Annotated in this window: 22 protein-coding genes; 10 read left to right on the top strand and 12 right to left on the bottom strand. The window is 44.3% G+C overall.

Annotation, left to right across the window (positions count from 1 at the left end; all coding sequences use genetic code 11):
• Positions 1-202 precede the first annotated feature (202 nt).
• The 5 genes from EX191_RS13345 to EX191_RS13325 form a co-directional block, all read right to left on the bottom strand.
• Positions 203-664: an NfeD family protein gene (locus EX191_RS13345; RefSeq protein WP_005393089.1), complete on the bottom strand. Its 462-nt coding sequence runs from the start codon at positions 662-664 to the stop codon at positions 203-205.
• 3 nt (positions 665-667) lie between these two features.
• A complete protein-coding gene (locus EX191_RS13340; protein ID WP_005393087.1) occupies positions 668-1,585 on the bottom strand; it encodes an SPFH domain-containing protein in 918 nt (305 codons plus the stop codon).
• Between the two features lie 155 nt (positions 1,586-1,740).
• A complete protein-coding gene (locus EX191_RS13335) occupies positions 1,741-2,595 on the bottom strand; it encodes a co-chaperone YbbN (protein ID WP_048626123.1) in 855 nt (284 codons plus the stop codon).
• Positions 2,596-3,074: 479 nt separating this feature from the next.
• Positions 3,075-3,902 (bottom strand): SDR family oxidoreductase, encoded by an 828-nt coding sequence (locus tag EX191_RS13330; protein WP_182019099.1) that lies wholly within the window; start codon positions 3,900-3,902, stop codon positions 3,075-3,077.
• 40 nt (positions 3,903-3,942) lie between these two features.
• On the bottom strand, positions 3,943-4,857 hold the full coding sequence (locus tag EX191_RS13325) for a TIGR01777 family oxidoreductase (RefSeq protein WP_145532369.1): 915 nt from the start codon (positions 4,855-4,857) through the stop codon (positions 3,943-3,945).
• 252 nt (positions 4,858-5,109) lie between these two features.
• Here EX191_RS13325 and EX191_RS13320 point away from each other — a divergent pair, with 252 nt between their 5' ends.
• The 6 genes from EX191_RS13320 to yfcE all read left to right on the top strand — a co-directional run bounded on the left by EX191_RS13320 (position 5,110) and on the right by yfcE (position 8,345).
• Complete coding sequence (locus EX191_RS13320; protein WP_046874270.1) at positions 5,110-5,844, top strand: DUF1538 domain-containing protein; 735 nt, start codon at positions 5,110-5,112, stop codon at positions 5,842-5,844.
• Entirely contained in the window at positions 5,841-6,632 is a 792-nt protein-coding gene (locus tag EX191_RS13315; protein WP_193447891.1) for a DUF1538 domain-containing protein, read from the top strand. The genes EX191_RS13320 and EX191_RS13315 overlap by 4 nt, the downstream gene beginning before the upstream one ends.
• Positions 6,622-6,972, top strand: a complete 351-nt coding sequence (locus tag EX191_RS13310) for a P-II family nitrogen regulator (RefSeq protein ID WP_005382084.1) — start codon at positions 6,622-6,624, stop codon at positions 6,970-6,972. The genes EX191_RS13315 and EX191_RS13310 overlap by 11 nt, the downstream gene beginning before the upstream one ends.
• Positions 6,969-7,376, top strand: a complete 408-nt coding sequence (locus tag EX191_RS13305) for a CBS domain-containing protein (protein ID WP_005393075.1) — start codon at positions 6,969-6,971, stop codon at positions 7,374-7,376. The genes EX191_RS13310 and EX191_RS13305 overlap by 4 nt, the downstream gene beginning before the upstream one ends.
• A gap of 149 nt (positions 7,377-7,525) precedes the next feature.
• A complete protein-coding gene (locus EX191_RS13300) occupies positions 7,526-7,735 on the top strand; it encodes a hypothetical protein (protein WP_193447890.1) in 210 nt (69 codons plus the stop codon).
• 64 nt (positions 7,736-7,799) lie between these two features.
• A complete protein-coding gene (gene yfcE / locus EX191_RS13295) occupies positions 7,800-8,345 on the top strand; it encodes a phosphodiesterase (protein ID WP_046874268.1) in 546 nt (181 codons plus the stop codon).
• Between the two features lie 38 nt (positions 8,346-8,383).
• Here the strand turns inward: yfcE and EX191_RS13290 are convergent, their stop codons facing one another.
• Genes EX191_RS13290 through EX191_RS13275 form a run of 4 tightly spaced genes read right to left on the bottom strand, consistent with a single transcriptional unit; the run spans position 8,384 to position 10,890 of the window.
• Entirely contained in the window at positions 8,384-8,662 is a 279-nt protein-coding gene (locus EX191_RS13290) for an Rdx family protein (protein ID WP_170892673.1), read from the bottom strand.
• A 21-nt stretch (positions 8,663-8,683) separates the two neighbouring features.
• Positions 8,684-9,439, bottom strand: a complete 756-nt coding sequence (locus tag EX191_RS13285) for a sulfite exporter TauE/SafE family protein (protein ID WP_193447889.1) — start codon at positions 9,437-9,439, stop codon at positions 8,684-8,686.
• A 46-nt stretch (positions 9,440-9,485) separates the two neighbouring features.
• On the bottom strand, positions 9,486-10,001 hold the full coding sequence (gene toxS / locus EX191_RS13280; RefSeq protein ID WP_005393067.1) for a transmembrane regulator ToxS: 516 nt from the start codon (positions 9,999-10,001) through the stop codon (positions 9,486-9,488).
• A 10-nt stretch (positions 10,002-10,011) separates the two neighbouring features.
• Positions 10,012-10,890, bottom strand: coding sequence for a transcriptional regulator (locus EX191_RS13275; RefSeq protein ID WP_005393065.1), 879 nt, complete (start codon positions 10,888-10,890; stop codon positions 10,012-10,014).
• A gap of 271 nt (positions 10,891-11,161) precedes the next feature.
• Here EX191_RS13275 and htpG point away from each other — a divergent pair, with 271 nt between their 5' ends.
• From htpG to hemH, 3 genes are all read left to right on the top strand, one after another.
• Positions 11,162-13,066, top strand: a complete 1,905-nt coding sequence (htpG, locus tag EX191_RS13270) for a molecular chaperone HtpG (protein ID WP_005393063.1) — start codon at positions 11,162-11,164, stop codon at positions 13,064-13,066.
• A gap of 321 nt (positions 13,067-13,387) precedes the next feature.
• Positions 13,388-14,032 (top strand): adenylate kinase, encoded by a 645-nt coding sequence (adk, locus tag EX191_RS13265; protein ID WP_005393061.1) that lies wholly within the window; start codon positions 13,388-13,390, stop codon positions 14,030-14,032.
• 169 nt (positions 14,033-14,201) lie between these two features.
• Positions 14,202-15,164, top strand: coding sequence for a ferrochelatase (gene hemH / locus EX191_RS13260; protein WP_193447888.1), 963 nt, complete (start codon positions 14,202-14,204; stop codon positions 15,162-15,164).
• A 43-nt stretch (positions 15,165-15,207) separates the two neighbouring features.
• Here the strand turns inward: hemH and EX191_RS13255 are convergent, their stop codons facing one another.
• On the bottom strand, positions 15,208-16,596 hold the full coding sequence (locus tag EX191_RS13255; protein WP_046874263.1) for a peptide MFS transporter: 1,389 nt from the start codon (positions 16,594-16,596) through the stop codon (positions 15,208-15,210).
• A gap of 334 nt (positions 16,597-16,930) precedes the next feature.
• Between EX191_RS13255 and rfaH the strand changes: the two genes are divergently transcribed.
• Positions 16,931-17,431 (top strand): transcription/translation regulatory transformer protein RfaH, encoded by a 501-nt coding sequence (rfaH, locus tag EX191_RS13250; RefSeq protein WP_005393056.1) that lies wholly within the window; start codon positions 16,931-16,933, stop codon positions 17,429-17,431.
• Between the two features lie 148 nt (positions 17,432-17,579).
• On the opposite strand, the gene asnB is transcribed toward rfaH, so the two are convergent.
• Complete coding sequence (asnB, locus tag EX191_RS13245) at positions 17,580-19,244, bottom strand: asparagine synthase B (protein WP_005393054.1); 1,665 nt, start codon at positions 19,242-19,244, stop codon at positions 17,580-17,582.
• A gap of 230 nt (positions 19,245-19,474) precedes the next feature.
• Entirely contained in the window at positions 19,475-21,064 is a 1,590-nt protein-coding gene (locus EX191_RS13240) for a cation:proton antiporter family protein (protein WP_006742714.1), read from the bottom strand.
• Position 21,065: the final 1 nt, after the last annotated feature.

Here is a 21,065-nt window from a genome sequence, read left to right as displayed (position 1 = left end):
TAGAAAGATAATTTATATCGATATATTTCTATCTTATTGATTATCGTATGATGAAGAATTAAATAATTGGAAGAAGAGGGTAGGATATTAATAATATTTCTACTACTTATTTTTTGTTCGATTTTAATTAAATCAATGAAATGAAAGCGGTTGTTTAGATTAAAGTAGTGGAGCATAGTTTGCCCCATTACTTTGGCATAAATTACTTAGAATCAGGCTCAATGATTAAAATAATACCATCGATATCTTTTATTTTAACGCGCGTTCCTGCTGGAAGTGCTTGATCCGACTGTGCCGACCACGTGGTATCGGCAACCTTGATACGATTGAGCCCAACAGAAAAGTCCTCTTCAATGGTAAGTGTGCGTCCGATTAACTGCTTATACTTTTGGTTCAGATCTCTTTCTTGGTCTTCTTTCTTGTCTTGAGACCATTGTCGTCGCCACCATAACCAAGTGGTGATTAAGCTGAAACTTGCAAAGCAAAGCCATTGTAATTGCCAGCTCATTGGCAAAACGGTCATTAGTGCCCCAACGATAAGTGCAGAAACTCCGAGCCAGAGAAAATATCCCGCAGTCCCAAGTAGCTCTACCGCTAGAAGTGCAAAACCGAAGGCTAGCCAATGCCAGAAAGAGACGCCTTCCAGCAAACTGAAAAAGTCCATAAGTTATTCTTTATCTTGTTGTTTAAACATCTCTGCTATCCCTGCAACCGAGCCCATTAGTCCGGTCGCTTCTAATGGAAGCATAATGATTTTGCCGTTTTCGGCTTGACCAATGCTTTTGATCGCTTCGGTATAGCCCTGAGCAATGAAGTAATTGACTGCTTGCATATCGCCTTTGGCAATCGCTTCAGAAACCATATAAGTCGCTTTTGCTTCTGCTTGTGCGGCGCGTTCACGAGCTTCAGCATGGAGAATAGCAGACTGCTTTTCGCCCTCAGCTTTTAATATCTCCGATTGCTTATGACCTTCAGCCTTTAAAATTTCAGCTTGGCGTACCCCTTCTGCTTCGAGAATCTCCGCACGTTTATTTCGCTCGGCTTTCATTTGAGCATTCATCGCCGCCGTTAGATCGGATGGTGGCTGGACATCTTTTATTTCAATTCGTGTGACTTTTACACCCCATGGGTTGGTGGCTTGGTCAACAATTGCCAGCAGCTTGGAGTTGATCATGTCACGCTGACTCAGCATTTCGTCCAACTCCATTGAGCCTAAAACGGTACGGATATTGGTGAGAGTTAAATTTCTAATGGCATGTTCCAAATCGTTGACTTCATAAGCCGCTTTGGCAGCATCGATGACTTGAACAAATCCGACCGCATCAATAACCACGTTAGCGTTGTCTTTTGAAATAACTTCTTGCGCTGGAATATCAAGAACGCGCTCCATCATGTTGACTTTTTGCCCTATCTTATCAACAAATGGGATGATCAAGTTTAAGCCGGGTTTTAGCGTATGGGTGTAGCGTCCGAAGCGTTCGACTGTCCAGTTATTTCCTTGTGGCACCGTCTTAATGGCTGAAGATAAGATAACTACAGCAAGAACGACGAAAATACCGATGGTAATCAGTGAATCAATTGGCATGAGTTATTCCCTTAAGTGCATAATGTCCGATTCATTTTTACCTATTTATAGACAATAGACAATTGAAGTTCTGAGAACCTTAAGAGGTTATTGGTTTTTTATATAACAAAGGCCGGAATATCCGGCCTTTAGTTGAAGTTTCGCTTTTCAGCGAGTTAGTACAGAATCGAATACAGCTGACGGCGATATTTGCTTGCTAATGCGTTGCCTTGACCTAGCGCGCTGAGAATATCCATAAAAGTCTTCTTCACTTCACCGTCTTGGGCGCCCAAGTCTTTTTTAAGAATATTCCACAGCAGTTCCAGCGCTTCTTCATCACGACCCACTTGGTTGTACTGTACCGCCAATTCACAAGCAAGTTCGAAGTTTGCCATGTCTGCTGCGTATGCTTGTTCTAGTCGTTGTAACTCAGGGCTATCTGCAGCCTGCAAATGCAGCTCGAGCTTGGCTATTAGACTCTTGTAGTAGTTATCTTGATACTCAAGAGGGATAGCGTTCAGTAGCTCTTGGGCGACATCAAATTGTTTGGTTTCTAATAAACAATCAGCCATCGCGAGTTTCACATCGCCACGCTCTTGCAGTTCTGGCGGCAAAGTGTGGATGATGCTTAAAGCCTGAGCATGTTCACCTTGCTGAAGAAGTTCACTGACTTGCTTTAATAGCTGTTCATCTGGGCTTGGCAAATGCTTTTGTAGCATGGTTGCAATGGCATCAATTGGCTGAGGGCCACCCAATCCATCGACGGCTTGACCATTTATAAACAGCGCGATAGTTGGCAATACTTGCACACCAAATTGAGACGCTAGAGCCGGCTGATCTTCACAATTTAATAAAGCAAGCGTAAATGCACCGTTGTACTGTTGAGCAAGAGATTGCAACTCAGGGAGTATCTGTGCGCTTTCTGGTTGAGCATTGGCCCAAAAGTGGATCAGAACGGGCGTGTTCATTGATCCTTCAAGAGTTTCGCGAAAGTTCTGTTCTGTTATCTCAACGATAAATGGGGATTGCATCAGAGTATCCTTGCTTTGTGTCTTGTCGTTGATAATAGATATGGAGTTGATTTAAGGGAAATTCAAGCGATGGTTGCTAATCGTCATCAATAATGAATCATTCTATTTTGTGAAAGGATGCGGTAAGAGAATAGTGTTACTGCTGAATAGGTGTAAGGCAAAAAGAAAACGCTGCCGAAGCAGCGCAGTTCTAATGCTATTTGTTAGTGCGGTATCAAAATAGGATGAACATGGTCAACACTACACCCACACTAAGCCAGTTAAGCTGATTTAATGTCATTGTTGCCTCGCAGTAGTAAAAACATTGCTACAAAACGTAATGGGTGGCGATACCAAATCTAAGCAACTCAATCACTTTAGGCGAAAGAATCCCCGCTGAATTGCGTAGAAATTGATTCGTTTGGTTGAGGTTTTTTTAACCTGCATGTTCATAATGACATCACATTGTTACGGTGAAATTACATTTCGACAAAACTTTTTTATGCAGCCTGTCGCAAAATTTTATCAAGTACACGGGTTGGTAATAACCTTTTCAAGATTGCGAATAATTTAGTCGGCGTAGTAATTCGATAGCGAATTTTAGGTGAAGTGCTAGTTAATGCATGAAGAACAGGTGCGACGCAGGACTCTGCAGGTAAAACAAATCGATTATTAGATTTGTCGTTGTTGAGTCGCTCTCTTTGTCCTTCATAGGCGAGGCGGTGAGGGCTGGATTCAATATCAATCCACTTCTCGAAGGCTTTTAATGCATTGTTTCTAAATTGAGTTTCGATAGGCCCAGGTTCTATCAATGCCACTTTGATATTCGTATCCGCAAGCTCTAGCCGTAGTGTGTCAGTCCAGCCTTCTAGGGCAAACTTTGACGCATTGTAGGCGCCGCGGTATTTCATTGCAGCAAAGCCAAGAACAGAACTGTTTTGTATTATGCGACCTTCGCCTTGTATGCGCATGTGAGGAAGCACTTCTCTGACTAACTGGTGCCAACCAAAAAAGTTGGTCTGAAATTGAGCTTGAAGAGCCTCGGTGGGCAAGTCTTCCAATGCACCGGGCTGGCCATAGGCACCATTATTGAACACGGCATAAAGCTTACCTTCTGCTAGCTCTAATGCTTGCTTTACGCCCGAAGAAATACTTTCAGGGCTGTTTAGGTCTAGCTTGATGCAGGTTAGCCCTTCATTAATTAGACGTTGGACATCTTGCTCTTTCCTACAAGATGCTATGACATGAAATCCCTCGTTTTGCAGGGCGTGAGCGCACACGTAACCGATACCGGTTGAGCAACCCGTAATAAGAATCGACTTTTTCATAAATTAAGCCTCAAGCAACATTGAATGAGGTGATCATTCATCAGCTCCGGTCATGAAGCAAGTGCTTGAGTGCTGGCTCTATTCTGGAGTAGCTAAATTTGAAGCCAAGTTCGGTGAGCTTTTTGGGTTTGGCTCTCATGCTATCGAACAATAAACAGGAAGATTCACCCATTAGGAGTTCCATTGCCCATTTAGGCGTGAACAAGATATGTGGTCGTTTGAGCGTTTTTGCCAACGTACCGCTAAAGATACGGTTAGTCACAGGGTGAGGTGCGCACATATTGAACGCACCGTGGGCATGTGGTGTTTCAAGCAAGTACATGATGGCGCGGACCATATCCAGAATGTGAATCCAAGGCATGTACTGGTTACCGTTCCCGAGCGGGCCGCCTACACCAAGTTTGTAAGGTAAGAGCATTTTCGCCAAAGCCCCGCCATTAAGGCCGAGTACTACGCCAGTTCGCAATAGACAAACACGTGTTTGTTCAGACTCTGCGCGTTTGGCTATTTGCTCCCACTTTGCACAAACTTCGTGAGGAAAGTCTTCACTGTTAACATGCAGGCACTCATCAAACGGGTGGTCTTGTTGATCGCCATAGTAACCAACGGCCGAGCCACTAATAAAAACAGCGGGAGGTTCTGTGCTGGCGTGAATCAGCTCAACGATTTGTTCGGTAATTTTCCAGCGACTTTTGCAGATTTTTTCTTTCTGCTCACTGGTCCATCTTTTATCTGCGATAGGCTCACCCGCAAGATTAATTATGGCATCAATGTGATTGAGATCGGCGAATGACTCAAGCGAGTCAAGGTATTCGATATTACCCAAATCAGCATGTTGGAGGCGTTGTTTTGCATGCTCTGGAGAGCGTGTAAGTAGCATAACTTGGTGAGTGGATAGCAGCTTGAGCAACTCCGAACCAATAAACCCAGTGCCACCTGTGAGTAATATCTTCATGTTATCTCTTTGAATGTACAGGTATTAGAACATTATAGTCGTTTTGTGCTGAGCTTGATCATCTCACGACTATTATTTCTAGGATAGTGGCAAGCCTGTAGCGAGGCTACTGACTTCACATATTGAAAAAATGTAACTAAATGTTATGCATGGCGCTAATTCGTTCACGGTAGGAGAACTAAATCTATGCCAGACTAAAAACATCGCTAACGGAAAAAGCGTAATCAGTTTGCACCATCAAGGAGGATAGGTATGGAAGCATTTGTTGCTCTTTTTCGAGCGCTCCTTAATAGTGCTCGCGATCTGCTACCCATCGTTGTTGTTATCACTTTTTTTCAATTAGTTGTTTTGCAAGAGCCACTTCCTAATCTCATCTCCATTCTTTTTGGCTTATTGCTTGTGGTTTTAGGGTTAACGTTTTTTATTTTTGGTCTAGAGCTTGGTCTTTTTCCTATCGGAGAGAGTATGGCTCAAGCCTTTGCAAAAAAAGGTAGCGTGTTCTGGTTGTTAGTTTTTGCGTTTTGTTTGGGGTTTGGCACCACGATCGCAGAGCCAGCATTAACGGCCGTAGCAGAAGAAGCATCAGAAGTTGCGGCAGAAGGAGGGATGATCACAAACTCAGAGCAATCCATGCAGGACTATGGACAAGGGCTACGAGTAACGGTGGCACTTTCTGTGGGGATCGCCATCGTTATTGGCGTTCTGCGCATCTTAAAAGGGTGGCCAATTCATTACATGATCATCGGCGGCTACGTCGGCGTTGTAGTCCTGACGTGGTTTGCACCGGAAGCCATTATTGGCGTTGCTTATGATTCTGGAGGTGTGACGACGTCGACTATCACCGTGCCTTTGGTCACTGCACTAGGGGTTGGTTTAGCATCGGCGATTAAAGGGCGCAACCCCATGGTGGATGGTTTTGGTTTAATCGCTTTTGCCTCGCTTCTACCGATGATGTTTGTGATGGTTTACGGAATGGTCGTAACATGATTTCAATTGAACATTTCCTAGACACTTTATTATCGACCGTTCGAGATGTCATTCCCATCGCCAGCATTATTTTTGGTTTTCAGTTAGCGGTGTTAAGGCGTCCAGTTAACAACCTTAAGAAGGTTTTGCTTGGGTTTGTTTATGTGATTCTTGGGCTCGCTCTTTTTTTGCTCGGATTAGAAATGGCTCTGTTTCCGCTCGGAGAGACCATGGCCGTGCAACTGACGGCACCGGAATTTTTACAAGAGTTTAAAGTCTCTGTGGGAAAAGCCTTAGTGTGGGTCGACTACTATTGGGTGTATACCTTCGCCTTTTTTATCGGTTTTAGTACCACGATTGCTGAGCCTTCTCTAATCGCTGTAGCGATAAAAGCAAACCAAGTTTCTGGTGGCAGCATCAGTATTAACGGCTTACGCGTGGCCGTTGCATTTGGGGTAGCCATTGGCATCGCGCTAGGGAGCTATCGGATTGTTGTCGGTGACCCTATTCACTATTACATCATTGCGGGTTACATCGTGGTTGTGATTCAAACGTTTTATGCGCCAAAGCTTATTGTTCCACTCGCCTACGATTCTGGAGGCGTCACGATTTCTACTGTCACTGTTCCGCTTGTAACCGCATTAGGGCTGGGGCTTGCTTCTACCGTCCCAGGAAGAAACCCAATGATTGATGGCTTTGGCTTGATCGCTTTTGCCAGTCTGTTTCCTATGATCTCTGTGATGGGCTATGCGCAAATAACCCAATGGCTGAATAAAGATGTCTCGGAGGACGAAGAAAATGCGCTTTAAATTGATACTTGCGTTTGTTGAAGACAGCAAAACAGACAAGGTACTGGACGCTGCACGCGATGCTGGTGCGACCGGTGCTACAGTGATTAACAATGCTCGCGGGCAAGGTTTAAATCAAAAGCGAACGTTTTTTGGCTTAACGCTGGAAGTACAAAAAGATGTGCTGCTGTTTGTCGTTGAGGAGCACCTTTCTCGACACATATTAGAAACCATCAATGAAGTTGGTGAGTTCGACCGAGAGTCGGGGCAGGGCATTGCTATTCAGATCGATATTGAGGATGCAGTCGGTGTCGCGCATCAAGTAGAGACGTTGACCAAAGTGGTCGAGGATGAGTTATGAGCAGTCAAACGATAATTAGAGTTCGAGATGTAATGGCGGCTACTTATGTCATGGTTGATGGGCTAATGACAGTTTATGAAGGCATAACGTTGGCTAAAAAATACCAAGTCAAAGCGCTGGTGGTGAAAAAGCGAGATGACAACGATGAATATGGCATCGTCTTGATGAATGATATCGCCAAAAAGGTGCTGGCGAATAATCGCTCTCCACAGCGCACGAATATTTATGAGATCATGACCAAGCCCGCTTTGTGTGTCGACCCTGATATGAATGTGAAATATTGTGCGCGCCTATTTGAACGATTTGGCATTAGCCGAGCTCCGGTCATTGAAGATGGGGAGGTCATTGGCATGGTGAGTTATAACAATATTGTCATCAATGGCATGGTGCGAGAAGAAGTGTAATGGGTTGATATAAATGAAAAATCAACGCATTTTTTCTCAAGTCAGCGACTGTTACAAAGAACTAAAATATTTAATATATGTTAGGTTGCATATGTGTTAGTTCACCATTATTCTTTGCGCCCTAAGTCTATTGTCGAGGAATTTGTATCATGCCTTTAGTCTCTTGCCCTGTGTGTGAGAAACAAATCTCAAAGCGCGCTCACGCATGCCCAGGATGCGGAGAGCCAGACCCGCTGCACCACCTAGCTAAGTCAAAATTTATGTCGATGATGTTTTGGATACTGGTGTTGGTTGGAACTGCGTATGCAGCATGGTTCTATATTTTGCCTATGGTCATTGAATCATTGCGCTATCAGTAGTCGTTGGTTGAGCTGTCATAAAAATGCCGTAGAATGACCTCGTACTTTGTGAGGAGACGATGTCGTGAAACTATTTTTTGCCTCAGATCTGCATGGCTCTTTGCCAGCAACTAAAGAAACTATTGAGCTATTTTTAGCCTCTGGTGCGGAGCACCTGATTTTGTTGGGGGATACGCTAAACCACGGGCCAAGAAACCCGATTCCAGAAGGTTACAACCCACCGCAGGTGGCGGAGCTATTGAACCAATACAGTGAGCAAATTATTTCTGTGCGTGGTAACTGCGATAGTGAAGTGGACCAAATGCTATTGAAGTTTCCAATGATGATGGATTACTCGTGGGTGCTACTTGAATCTGGCAAGAGAATCTTTTTGACTCATGGTCACTTGTATAACTCTGAAAAACGGCCGCCACTGCGTGAAGGTGATATCATCGCCCACGGTCATACGCATGTTCCTGTCGCAGAGATGCAAGATGGGGCCATTATATTTAACCCAGGCTCGATGACATTTCCACGTAATGGTTTACCAAGAAGCTTTGGTACTTTAGAAGACAATACGCTAACGGTAAAAACGCCAGAAGGCGAAGTATTAGCACAAACCATGATTTAACGGTTTTACTAAGTAAAATATAGGGAGCGAATTGCTCCCTATTTTGTGTCTGAATGTCCTAAATCGCGTTCTGGGTCGATAATGTCTCTTACGCGCTGTTTTAGCACCTTTGCTTCAGGAAAGCCGCTGTCTTTTGTCCGTTCCCAAATTTGCTGGCCATTGCAGAAAATTTCGAAGCGACCACCCGTATCTGGGTGTAAGCTGATCGTTTCTATTTCTTCGCTAAAAGTATGCAGTAGTTCTTGCGATAGCCAAGTTGAACGCAACATCCAGTTGCATTGGCGGCAGTAATAAATATCAATGATTGCTTTATCCATGAAACTTTCCTTTTAATCGGTTTAAACTAGCAACTTGATACCCACGGAAAACGTGAGAATTTCGAATGCAATTTTAATCACTCGGTTGCTGTATCTAGTCGCGGCCCATGCGCCTAAACTGCCGCCTAGAAATGAGCTTAACAATAAAACAGGCAACCAAGCCCAATGTATCGGAGCGCCAGCTTGGACGACGGCAATGCCTCCAATGCCATTCCAAAACAGGCCGACACAAATCATGGTGTAAGCAACGGCTTGTTTATAGTTATACCCAAACCAGCGAACTAAAAATAATGTCACGAGCAGACCAGAACCTGCGGTCAGCGACCCATTGATGATACCGATGAGCATTAGTCCGACACCGCCGATGACCCAACCGATTGGGTGACGGTTACGTATTATTTCTTCTTGGCCTAACGATTTCTTAAATCGTGAATAGATGCCGAGCGCGAGAATCATGCTCCCTAGCATTTTTTCCGCCATACCATCAGGTATTTGGACAATTAAGTTCGCCCCTAAGACTACGCCAATGCTGCCAGAGACTATAAGGTAGAGCGCGACCTTCCACTTAATTGTGCCTGCTTTTAAGTGTGTGCTTGCTGCCCCTAAGCCTAAAGCGACGGAAGCCACTTTATGTGTCCCCAGCGCAACCGAGAATGGCAAGCCGAGAAAGATGAGCAAAGGGAATTGAAGTAAGCCTGCACCGCCGCCAGAAAGCGAAGCCAGAGTATTGGCGATAAGTGAGCCGAAAAAGAGGGTGAGGGTATCTAGCCAATCCATAAGCAAAATAAAGGGGGCGTCTTGCCCCCTTATCATCAAATCAAAGTTAGTTTTTAAACAGCACCGAAGAACCGTGGTTCAAGCTAGTGAGCAATAGCGTTTTTTCGTTCACGACATCAATACGGCGACTTTGCTCGGCATCAAGCTTAAAGATTTGAGTGATCAAACGTAGCTGTGCTTCGGAGAAGTCTTTTGATTGAGAAGATGAAATATCTTTAAACTCAGAAGGCGAAACCAACAAATAGTTGTCACTGACTTCCCAGCGCCCTTTTTCCGAGATATTAATCGTGGATTCTGCCGTTGAACCTTGAGCGAATAGTTTGATATTTGCTACGCGAATATAGTCTCCATTAGGGAGATATTTCACATTTGATTCAACATTAACACGACGCAGTGGGCCGACAGGATCGTCAGGTAAGCTGTCTGTAATGACCGTCACCATGGTTGACTGCCACTCATTGGCAGTGAGGACCTGTTCCACTTTTAGGTCGCTACCCCAATATAACCAACCACTGAAAAGAACGGATACGGCCAAAACCGCAGATGCTAATTTTATCTTCATTCTGGCCTCCTTATTTACAGATATCGGTTGGGTCATTTTGACCAGCGAAAATACGCAATGTCACATTCTCATATGAATGTTGACTGTCATGAATGTAGTTCAGAATTAGCTGATTGTTCTGGCCACCTGTAGCAATCACTTCTACCGGCATTGAATCTTCTGCATGGTATTTTACGTAGCGTTCAATGCACTGCTCAATGGACGGCAACCAACTATTGATTTGCGGATGGTTCACTGGCGTCATCACAGGTACATTTTGATACTCGCCAATCTGACGGAATTGGGATTCTGCAGGATTGGTGAAGAGCAATACACAAATAGGAAGCAGCAGAGACAAAAGAACGATCATACGCGGCAGCCAGTTATTCGTGTTGGCTGCTGGTTTTGGCTGTGCCTTAGGTAGTTCTACTTGAGGCTCTACTTCAGTCGTGGTGTCTGCCGCCGCTTCTGTTGACGGCGCGTCACTTGTTTCTATTTCCGCAGCGTGCGCTTCATTTTCAGAAGTGGCTTCTTCAACGTCAGTATTAGAGTCAGCAGATAATGGGCTTAAGCGTTCCACTGAACAAATGAGTTGATAACCGCGTTTAGGAACCGTTTTAACAAACTCTGGAGATTTTGTTGAGTCCTTCAACATCTTACGCAGAGTAGAGATCGCTTGAGTCAGGCTTGAGTCATCCACCTCAAAACCTTGCTCACGCCAAACAAACTCGTGAAGCTCGTTACGGGTTAAAACTTCGTTTGGTCTCTCTGCCAACATCAGAAGTATACGGCTTTCGTTGCTTCCTAATCGTACAACGTCGTTGCCGTTTTGTTGGTCAGCGAGCGAATTACTATTTGGATCAAAGGTGAACCTTTGAGCAAGTAGAAATTTGGTGCCGATGTTAGTCATTTAGTTCTTCTTAGATGGATGATGTTGTAATTATAGTGATTTATGTCACAAAATTACCGAAGCGCATGGAGTGCGCACGACATTTTAGATGCTTTTAGGCTGGTAGGATAATTAAATTTTTCTAAAAAAACACCGTTTTTAGCAATATTGACCTTGAATTTACATTTGTCAGCCACATGTTAAATGACATCTCAGTAAGGTAATTTCAAGGGGAAAGTCACAAACTTATCTCCATGAAAAAGCCAATTAGTTTAGATGTTATGGAGCACACATGAGCGAAACCGTATCTCAAAACAAAGAAACTCGTGGTTTTCAATCAGAAGTAAAACAACTACTGCATTTAATGATCCATTCTCTTTATTCAAATAAAGAGATCTTTTTGCGCGAGCTGATTTCTAACGCATCAGATGCATCGGACAAGCTGCGCTTCCAAGCGCTATCTAACCCAGACTTATATGAAGGTAATGCAGATCTTTGCGTGAAACTGTCGTTTGATGAAAGCGCAAATACCTTAACCATTTCTGATAACGGTATCGGTATGAGCCGCGATGATGTGATCGAGCACCTGGGTACGATTGCAAAATCCGGGACCGCAGAGTTTTTCTCGAAACTGTCTGAAGAGCAGAGCAAAGACTCTCAGCTTATTGGTCAGTTTGGTGTTGGTTTCTACTCGGCGTTTATCGTTGCTGATGCCGTCACCGTACGTACTCGTGCTGCGGGCCTAGCCGCTGATGAAGCAGTACAATGGCACTCAGCCGGTGAAGGTGAGTACACCATCGAAAACATCACTAAAGAATCGCGTGGTACTGACATCATTCTTCATATGCGTGAAGAAGGTAAAGAATTCCTAAATGAATGGCGTCTACGTGATGTGATCAGTAAGTACTCGGATCACATTGGCATCCCAGTTTCAATCCAAACTGTTGTTCGCGATGACGAAGGCAAAGAAACGGATGAGAAGAAGTGGGAGCAAATCAACAAAGCTCAAGCACTGTGGACGCGTAATAAATCGGATATCTCAGATGAAGAGTATCAAGAGTTCTACAAGCACGTATCACATGACTTTGCCGATCCATTGGTTTGGAGCCATAACCGTGTAGAAGGTAAAAACGATTACACGAGCTTGCTTTACATCCCATCTAAAGCGCCATGGGATATGATGAACCGCGACCACAAATCAGGCTTGAAACTGTACGTACAACGCGTGTTCATTATGGACGATGCAGAGCAGTTCATGCCGTCTTACCTACGTTTTGTACGAGGTTTAATAGACTCCAATGATCTGCCACTTAACGTATCGCGTGAGATCTTACAAGATAACAAAGTGACTCAATCTCTACGTAATGCTTGTACTAAGCGTGTGCTAACGATGCTAGAGCGCATGGCAAAGAATGATGAAGAGAAATACCAATCATTCTGGAAAGAGTTTGGTCTTGTGATGAAAGAGGGGCCGGCAGAAGACTTCGCAAACAAAGAGAAAGTTGCAGGCCTATTGCGCTTTGCTTCAACTGAAGTGGATTCTGCGGAGCAAACCGTGGGTCTAGCTGCTTACGTTGAGCGCATGAAAGAAGGTCAAGATAAAATCTACTACTTGACGGCAGACAGCTATGCAGCTGCGAAAAACAGCCCTCACTTAGAGCAGTTCAAAGCGAAAGGCATTGAAGTTATCTTGATGTACGACCGCATTGATGAGTGGCTGATGAACTACTTAACTGAGTTTGATGGTAAGCAGTTCCAGTCAATCACAAAAGCTGGGCTCGATCTAAGTCAGTTTGAAGATGAAGCAGAAAAAGAGAAGCAGAAAGAAACTGAAGAAGAGTTTAAGTCGGTTGTAGAACGCACGAAGTCTTACCTAGGCGATCGTGTGAAAGAAGTTCGTACGACCTTTAAACTCGCGTCTACACCTGCTGTTGTGGTAACGGACGACTACGAAATGGGCACTCAAATGGCGAAGCTTCTTGCAGCGGCGGGTCAGGCAGTGCCAGAAGTGAAGTACATCTTTGAGCTAAACCCTGAGCACGAGCTGGTTAAGCGCATGGCTGACGAAGCGGATGAAGAGGCATTTGGTCGTTGGGTAGAAGTCCTGCTTGGTCAAGCAATGCTTGCAGAGCGAGGCTCAATTGAGGACCCAACGGAGTTCTTAGGAGCTGTTAATAAACTTTTGACTAAGGTGTAATAACCTCAGTACATCAAAAAGCTCGCATTTCGCGAGCTTTTTGTTTGTTGTCGCAAAATTTTGCATCTCAGGTGTTGAGTTAATAATCAATAGGGCGTGAAAGAGGGTATCGTTAACATTCTTTAGTCTTAATACACTCTTTGCGCGGCGAACCTGTGATAGAATCTGCGACTTGAATGTGAGTAATAAGGCGTGTATTTTTGCTCGCCTATATACGTTATACCGAAACTTATCGTTGCGAGTGCTTCTCGGGTTTGATGTCTAAGAAGCCCAGCTATTGTGAGCTTCGGTATAAATCTTAAATATTAAAGAGGATAAATCATGCGCATCATTCTTCTAGGTGCTCCAGGTGCAGGTAAAGGCACACAAGCAAACTTCATCATGGAAAAATACGGTATTCCACAAATCTCTACTGGTGATATGCTTCGTGCTGCTATCAAAGCAGGTACAGAGCTTGGTAAACAAGCTAAAGCTGTTATCGACGCTGGTCAGCTAGTTTCTGATGAAATCATCCTTGGTCTTATCAAAGAGCGTATCGCTCAAGAAGACTGTGCGAACGGTTTCCTACTGGATGGTTTCCCACGTACTATTCCTCAAGCGGACGGCCTAAAAGAAATGGGCGTTGATGTAGACTACGTTATCGAATTTGACGTTGCTGACGATGTGATTGTTGAGCGTATGGCAGGTCGTCGTGCTCACCTTCCTTCTGGTCGTACTTACCACGTGGTTTACAACCCACCTAAAGTGGAAGGTAAAGATGACGTAACTGGTGAAGATCTTGTTGTTCGTGATGACGACAAAGAAGAAACAGTACGTGCACGTCTAGGTGTTTACCACGAGCAAACTGCACCACTAATCAACTACTACGGTAAAGAAGCTGAAGCAGGCAACACTAAGTACCTTAAGTTTGATGGTACTAAGCAAGTAGCTGAAGTTAGTGCAGATATCGAGAAAGCACTTTCTTAATTTGCTGAAGTCAAAAATTTAATATTTTGATATATTGAAAGCGACCCAAGTGGTCGCTTTTTTTAGTTTACTCGTAAACATATATCTAAATAACTTCAAGCTGCAGCGATGCAGTGCTGTGAGGCTATTTAAGTATATGAACCAAGCCGTTTACCATGAATAGGATGTTATGAAAGAGAATAATAAACAGGGTGTACTCCTCGTGAACCTGGGTACTCCTGACGCACCAACCGCTCCTGCCGTAAAGCGCTTTTTAAGTCAGTTTCTTCATGATCACCGAGTGGTAGACATGACTCGATGGCTTTGGTGTCCGCTATTGCACGGCGTTATCCTTCCAATCCGAGCTCCCAAGGTTGCTAAACTCTATCAATCAGTTTGGATGGAAGAGGGCTCACCACTGATGGTGTACTCTAAGCGTCAAACAGAAAAGTTGGCTCAAAAGCTTGATATGCCAGTCGAACTTGGCATGACTTATGGAAATCCAAGTTTGCAATCAGGTTTTGAAGCGCTGTTGGCTCAAGGGGTAGGGGAAGTCATCGTTTTACCTTTGTATCCGCAATACTCGGGCACAACAACGGCAGCGGTTTCTGACGGAATCACTAAAGCGTTTAAAAACCTGCCCGTGATACCGGGCTTTAGCTTTATTCGGGATTACTACAATCACCCGAAATACATTGAAGCGTTAGCGCATTCAGTTCGTGAACATTGGCAAGAGTATGGTAAGGGAGACTACTTGCTATGTTCTTATCACGGTATTCCAAAACGTTACGCTGATAATGGAGATGTTTACCCTCAGCACTGTGAAGAAACGACTCGCTTACTCGCTGAAGCGTTAAGGTTAAACGAGCAACAGATAGGTATGACGTATCAGTCTCGATTTGGCCGAGAAGAGTGGTTACAGCCCTATACCGATAAAACCCTAGAGGCACTTCCTGCAAAAGGGGTAAAAAATATCAATGTAGTGACACCAGCATTCTCTTCGGATTGTTTAGAAACGTTGGAAGAAATCTCGGAAGAGTGTAAAGAGATTTTCCTTGAAGCAGGTGGTGAAAACTTTACCTACATTCCTTGTTTGAACGATAGTGAGCTTCATATAGAAATGATGGCTGAGTTAGTTCACTCTAAGCTTTAGGTACAAAAAAGGGTCGCAAAAGCGACCCTTTTTTGTAGAGCGATTAAGCGACTTGTACTTGCTGCTCTTCGACTTGTTCTGCTGTGCTGTGAGTATTCTCTGCACCATGCATCCAGCGAACGAGCGTATTCGAGAATAGAAGTAGGATGACACCACTCACGGTAGCGCTGACGGCAATGCCACTAAAGATAGCCATTGCGCCCAATTCGCCTACGTGAGATCCCACATAGCCCGCAACGTAGTTTGCAATCGCATTACAGCCAAACCATGCACCCATCATGAGTGAAGCTAAGCGAAGCGGTGCTAACTTGGTCACCAGTGAAAGACCAATTGGAGATAAGCACAGTTCGCCCAATGTATGGAAGAAGAAAGCACCCACCAGCCACAACATTGATGTTTTTACCGTTGTGTCTCCACCTTGTTCTAGCACAGCGCCAACCATACATAGGAAGCCAATTGCCAAGAAAAATAGTGCCATCGCAAATTTCACTGGCGAAGTGGGTTCTCGTTTACCTAATTTTACCCAAAGGACAGCCAGAACTGGCGCTAGAGTAATAATGAAAAATGGGTTTAGTGATTGGAACCACGCAGCAGGAACTTCAAAACCACCAATCATGCGATCAGTATATTGTTGAGTGTAGATGTTCATCAGACCACCAGCTTGTTCAAAGCCTGCCCAGAAGACAATAGTGAATAAGCTCATGACCAGAATTACTTTTAGTCGATTCACTTCTTCTTTGGTGAGTGGCTGCTTCGTGGTTGAGTTTTTGTTGTTTAGATCTCGTTTTGCTGCGGGTTCGCGGCCAATGTCACCAAGCCATGATTGAGCCAGTACCATTTGCATCACTAGGCTAACCAGCATACCCACACCAGCGGCAACAAAGCCTGCTTTCCAACCGTAAGAGGTTGTCACAGAGCCAGAAACGACGCCGGCAAGTAATGCACCTAAGTTGATACCCATATAAAAGATAGTGAATGCGCCGTCACGACGGTTGTCACCCTCTTTATATAAATCGCCAACCATGGTTGAGATATTCGGCTTAAAGAGGCCGTTACCAGTGATAAGCAGACCAAGACCTAAATAGAAACTGTGTAGCGAACCAATACCCAGAGCGTCAGCAGGAAGTGCGAGTGTAAACTGGCCGATAGCCATTAACGCGCCACCAAGCAAAATTGAACGGCGTTGACCTAGATAGTTATCCGCTAAGTAACCTCCGATGAGAGGTGTGATATACACAAGACCAGTATAAATACCGTATAGGTCTAGTGCGTCTTTGGTTGACCAGCCAAGGCCGCCATTCATCGTTGTATCTGTAAGGTAAAGTACTAGAATGGCGCGCATTGCGTAGTAAGAAAAGCGTTCCCACAGTTCAGTACCGAACAATAAGAACAAGCCACGAGGATGGCCGAAATATTGATGTTGGTTTGACATAAGCTCTTCTAATAATAGTTATTACATTTTTTAACGACTTCTACGTATACATTGCAATTTAATGAGTGACAAACAATAAAATTTTGCATTACGACTAAAGTTATTTGTTAAGTGACTGTTTTGGGGTGAATTTGCAGATGATATGATGGTGTGTTGGCTGTGTTACAAACTTAATTTCCATTTTTGTCTATGGACTTCTTCTCGTAAGTTCTTGAAAAGATACCGTTAATGCGAGCGATGTATAATCATACTTTTATAGATAAACTGAATGTCAATGACTCAACTTTGGCTTAATGCTAGGATAAAAACAAAATAGAATTGGCTAGTAAAAAAGATGAAACGTTGGTATCTACTTTATTGTAAACGTGGGGAGCAGGTTAGGGCGAAACAGCACCTTGAAAACCAAGGTGTAGAGTGCTTTTATCCAACTGTAGAAGTTGAGAAGATTTTGCGCGGGAAAAGACAAAAAGTCGAAGAGCCGCTGTTTCCTTGTTATGTGTTTGCGTACTTTGATTATGAACAGGGACCTAACTTCACCTCAGTCCGCTCCACTCGAGGGGTTGTTGATTTTGTGCGTTTTGGTGCTCAACCGAAAGAAGTCCAAGGTGACTTAGTCTTTGAATTGATGCAGCTAGAAAAATGCTGTAATGAAAATACCGCTTCTGAGTGTATGCCAAAACCAGGTGATCAAATCCGAGTTAAGAGCGGTCAGTTTGCAGGTATAGATGCTATCTTCCAAGAGCAAGATGGTGAGAAACGCTCAATCATGTTAGTGCAGATGATCACTAAACGAGTGCCTGTCAGTATTGATAACAGCGATTTAGACTTGAAATAGCTAATGTGTACAAACAAAAAAAGAGGTGCTTTGGCACCTCTTTTTTAATCTTGCTGGTAATCACCAGCAGTGGGACGCTGTTTAGCGAGCTTAGCAAAACAACGATGGTTACCGATTAGGAGTAGGGCATGACACCCTACTTAGTCGCTTAGTAAGCGTCGTTATGGACGGTTTGCACCGCACGACCTGACGGGTCTACACAGTTTTGGAATGACTCATCCCATTCAATCGCTTTCGCTGATGAACAAGCTACCGAAGGACCACCAGGCACACACTCAGCCGCTGAAGGTAGTGGGAACAGCTCTTCAAAGATTTCTCGGTACACGTAACCTTCTTTTGTGGTTGGCGTGTTGTATGGGAAGCGGTATTGAGCCGTTTCCATCTGCTGATCCGTCACTTTTTGCTCTGCGACTTCTTTCAACGTATCAATCCAGCTGTAACCTACGCCATCAGAGAACTGTTCTTTTTGACGCCATGCGATCGACTCTGGCAAGTAATGCTCAAAACACTCGCGTAGAATGTGTTTTTCCATTTTGCCGTTGCCACACATCTTATCTGCTGGGTTTAGGCGCATTGCAACATCAATAAACTCTTTATCAAGGAATGGTACTCGGCCTTCAACCCCCCATGCCGCTAGCGATTTGTTTGCGCGCGCGCAGTCAAACATGTTCAGAGCAAGCAGCTTACGTACTGTTTCTTCGTGGAACTCTTTCGCGTTTGGTGCTTTGTGGAAATATAGGTAACCACCAAAGATCTCATCTGCACCTTCACCAGAAAGTACCATCTTAATGCCCATCGCTTTGATCTTGCGACCCATTAAGAACATAGGCGTGGATGCGCGAATGGTGGTCACATCGTACGTTTCGATGTGGTAAATCACGTCGCGAATCGCGTCGAGACCTTCTTGAATTGTATAAGTCATTTCATGGTGAACGGTACCGATTTGGTCGGCAACTTCGCGAGCGGCTTTCAGGTCAGGCGCGCCTTCTAGGCCAACAGCGAAAGAGTGCAGTTGTGGCCACCAAGCTTCTGACTTTTCATCGTCTTCAATTCGCATTGCAGCAAAACGTTTAGCCACAGCAGAGGTGATGGATGAATCTAAACCACCTGATAGTAAAACACCATATGGAACATCCGTCATTAGTTGGCGTTTAACCGCTGCTTCTAGTGCTTCAGTCAGTTCTTCTTTGCTGGTGGTGTTACCTTGAACGGCAGCGTATTCGTTCCAGTCACGAACATAGTAACGCGTTGGCTCGGCATCTTTTGAGCTGTAGTAGCTACCAGGAGGGAACTCGCTCACTGTTTTACATACTGGAACAAGTGCCTTCATCTCTGATGCAACATAGTAGTTGCCATGCTCATCATGACCTTGATAAAGAGGGATAATGCCAATGTGGTCGCGACCGACTAAGTATTCGTCTTTTTCTTCATCGTACAGAACAAAAGCGAAAATACCGTTTAGTTCTTCAAGGAGGTCTGCACCCATATCTTGGTACAGTGCAAGAATGACTTCACAGTCTGAATCGGTTTGAAACTCGTATTTTCCTTCGTAACGAGCACGAATTTCTTTATGGTTGTAGATTTCACCATTGACTGCAAGGATGAGCTTTTTATCAGGGCTGTATAGCGGCTGCGCACCACTATTTAGACCAACAATCGCCAAGCGCTCATGCGCTAAAATAGCGCGCTCTGAAGAGTAAATCCCAGACCAGTCAGGGCCACGATGACGAAGTTTTTTCGACATTTCTAATGCGATAGGGCGCAATGCGGCTGCATCGCTTTTAATGTCTAAAATGCCAAATACTGAACACATACTACATCCTTACTAAACTAAATAATTTCTAATCGGTATGGCTTCAATTTGCCATTACTAGTAAAAAAAGCAACGTTTTGTGATTATAAAAATGATAAAAAGCCTTGTTGTGTAAATATTATTTAATTTAATGGCTGGTTTGGTGAATGGAATCAAGGTTTGGTATAAAAACCATACAAAAAAGCCTTTCTATTGATAGAAAGGCTTTTAAAAAATATTAGTATGGTTGCTTATTTTATTGGTGTGAACTGAGGTTCAAGTTGTTTACACACATGTCGAGCAAAACCGCTACCTGCTTCACTGTATATATTGAATGCGGCGTCAACTCCGCTTTCCAGCAAACCTTCCAACTGATCTGGGTACTCGGCGATAGCAGCTATTTGCCCTTTATATTTTCTGCGTTTAAGCTGCTCAAGTGCGGTTTGGTTACCTTGATGATGAGGCATGGCAAGCAGCACCAGTTTGACATGACCTGTATCTAAAATTCGTTCCCAAAAATCTGGGTCTGTGGCATCGCCAGCGATCACGTTTCTTCCCTCTGAACGGTGCTGATGTGCTGCATCTTCACGAATTTCTATGCCTAGTGAAATTTTGCCATAGCGCGCACGTAATTCATCATAGGCCCCTGTCCCGATGCGGCCCATGCCTAAGATCAATACCTGGGCATGCCCAGGGTTAATGAGTTGGTCACGCTGGTTAAGCTTTTCTGCGGCTGTCTCTTGCAGCCACTTGCCGGAGTGTTGATAAATTTTGTGGCTAAGGCGGTTAAGTGGCGCAGAAATAATAAAGGACACAGACACCGCAACCGCAATCGCAGCGAGCATATCGCTTGGCATCCAGCCCATTTTGTAAGCCAACCCTGCGACTATAAGGCCAAACTCACTGTAGTTGAACAGCGATAAAGAGGCGAGCAAAGAGGTACGTACTCGAAACTTAAAGTGATTAATCGTGACGAAGTACAAGAGCCCTTTTATTGGCAGCAGTAAGATAAATAGTAGGGCGAGTACGACGCCATTGACGCTCAATGAAGCGGACAAGCCAATGTTTAAAAAGAAGCAGACTAAGAACAGCTCCTTCATATTGAATAGCGATTTGGATAGCTCTGAAGCTTTAGGGTGGCCAGCGAGTAGCATGCCTAAAATCAGCGCGCCCAAGTCTGGTTTCATTCCGACCAGTTCGAATAGCCCTGCCCCAACAACAAGCGCGAAGAAAATACCGAACAGCACCAGCATTTCGCCGTGGCCAACTTTATCTAACAGTTTATAGAATAGTGGACGAAGGAAAGGCAATGCGAACAAACCAATGGCATACCATTCTGGGACTTTGCCGGTTGAAGCAGTCAGGAATACCACGGCAAAAATATCTTGCATAACCAAGATACCGATCGCGAGTGTGCCGTAGGTCGCGTTCATTTCCCCTTTTTCTTGCAATGCTTTTACGGCAAAAACGGTACTGGAGAACGATAGTGCAAAAGCTAAAAGTAGGATTTGACCGCTATCCATACTGGCGAGCGAAGTTAAGCCCAGTAGTTTTAAACCTGATAGCGCTAGTGCAAAAAAAGCGGTAGACAGTATGTTGTGGGCGGTCGCTCCTCCCCATATTTCTTTGGACAGTAGCGTTTTGACATCAAGCTTGAGTCCGATCGTGAATAGAAGAAGAGTGACACCAAGATCTGCAAGAGTGACGATAACGTCATTGCTTTGATAGCCAAATGCATGCAAACCAAATCCTGCCAGTAGAAAACCAACGAGGGGAGGGAGGCTACATTTAAGCGCAATAAAGCCAGCTAAAAAAGCTGTTGTAATTAGAATAATTTCCATA

It is taken from the genome of Vibrio chemaguriensis (assembly GCF_012275705.1).
In the GTDB taxonomy this organism is placed as follows: Bacteria; Pseudomonadota; Gammaproteobacteria; order Enterobacterales; family Vibrionaceae; genus Vibrio; species Vibrio diabolicus.
This window is presented reverse-complemented; position numbering and strand designations above follow the sequence as displayed.

Bases quoted from the DNA above. Each gene is read 5' to 3' on its own strand.
- EX191_RS13345 (WP_005393089.1), bottom strand. From the start codon at position 664: ATGGACTTTTTCAGTTTGCTGGAAGGCGTCTCTTTCTGGCATTGGCTA.
- EX191_RS13340 (WP_005393087.1), bottom strand. From the start codon at position 1,585: ATGCCAATTGATTCACTGATTACCATCGGTATTTTCGTCGTTCTTGCT.
- EX191_RS13335 (WP_048626123.1), bottom strand. From the start codon at position 2,595: ATGCAATCCCCATTTATCGTTGAGATAACAGAACAGAACTTTCGCGAA.
- EX191_RS13330 (WP_182019099.1), bottom strand. From the start codon at position 3,902: ATGAAAAAGTCGATTCTTATTACGGGTTGCTCAACCGGTATCGGTTAC.
- EX191_RS13325 (WP_145532369.1), bottom strand. From the start codon at position 4,857: ATGAAGATATTACTCACAGGTGGCACTGGGTTTATTGGTTCGGAGTTG.
- EX191_RS13320 (WP_046874270.1), top strand. From the start codon at position 5,110: ATGGAAGCATTTGTTGCTCTTTTTCGAGCGCTCCTTAATAGTGCTCGC.
- EX191_RS13315 (WP_193447891.1), top strand. From the start codon at position 5,841: ATGATTTCAATTGAACATTTCCTAGACACTTTATTATCGACCGTTCGA.
- EX191_RS13310 (WP_005382084.1), top strand. From the start codon at position 6,622: ATGCGCTTTAAATTGATACTTGCGTTTGTTGAAGACAGCAAAACAGAC.
- EX191_RS13305 (WP_005393075.1), top strand. From the start codon at position 6,969: ATGAGCAGTCAAACGATAATTAGAGTTCGAGATGTAATGGCGGCTACT.
- EX191_RS13300 (WP_193447890.1), top strand. From the start codon at position 7,526: ATGCCTTTAGTCTCTTGCCCTGTGTGTGAGAAACAAATCTCAAAGCGC.
- EX191_RS13290 (WP_170892673.1), bottom strand. From the start codon at position 8,662: ATGGATAAAGCAATCATTGATATTTATTACTGCCGCCAATGCAACTGG.
- EX191_RS13285 (WP_193447889.1), bottom strand. From the start codon at position 9,439: ATGGATTGGCTAGATACCCTCACCCTCTTTTTCGGCTCACTTATCGCC.
- toxS (WP_005393067.1), bottom strand. From the start codon at position 10,001: ATGAAGATAAAATTAGCATCTGCGGTTTTGGCCGTATCCGTTCTTTTC.
- EX191_RS13275 (WP_005393065.1), bottom strand. From the start codon at position 10,890: ATGACTAACATCGGCACCAAATTTCTACTTGCTCAAAGGTTCACCTTT.
- htpG (WP_005393063.1), top strand. From the start codon at position 11,162: ATGAGCGAAACCGTATCTCAAAACAAAGAAACTCGTGGTTTTCAATCA.
- adk (WP_005393061.1), top strand. From the start codon at position 13,388: ATGCGCATCATTCTTCTAGGTGCTCCAGGTGCAGGTAAAGGCACACAA.
- hemH (WP_193447888.1), top strand. From the start codon at position 14,202: ATGAAAGAGAATAATAAACAGGGTGTACTCCTCGTGAACCTGGGTACT.
- EX191_RS13255 (WP_046874263.1), bottom strand. From the start codon at position 16,596: ATGTCAAACCAACATCAATATTTCGGCCATCCTCGTGGCTTGTTCTTA.
- rfaH (WP_005393056.1), top strand. From the start codon at position 16,931: ATGAAACGTTGGTATCTACTTTATTGTAAACGTGGGGAGCAGGTTAGG.
- asnB (WP_005393054.1), bottom strand. From the start codon at position 19,244: ATGTGTTCAGTATTTGGCATTTTAGACATTAAAAGCGATGCAGCCGCA.
- EX191_RS13240 (WP_006742714.1), bottom strand. From the start codon at position 21,064: ATGGAAATTATTCTAATTACAACAGCTTTTTTAGCTGGCTTTATTGCG.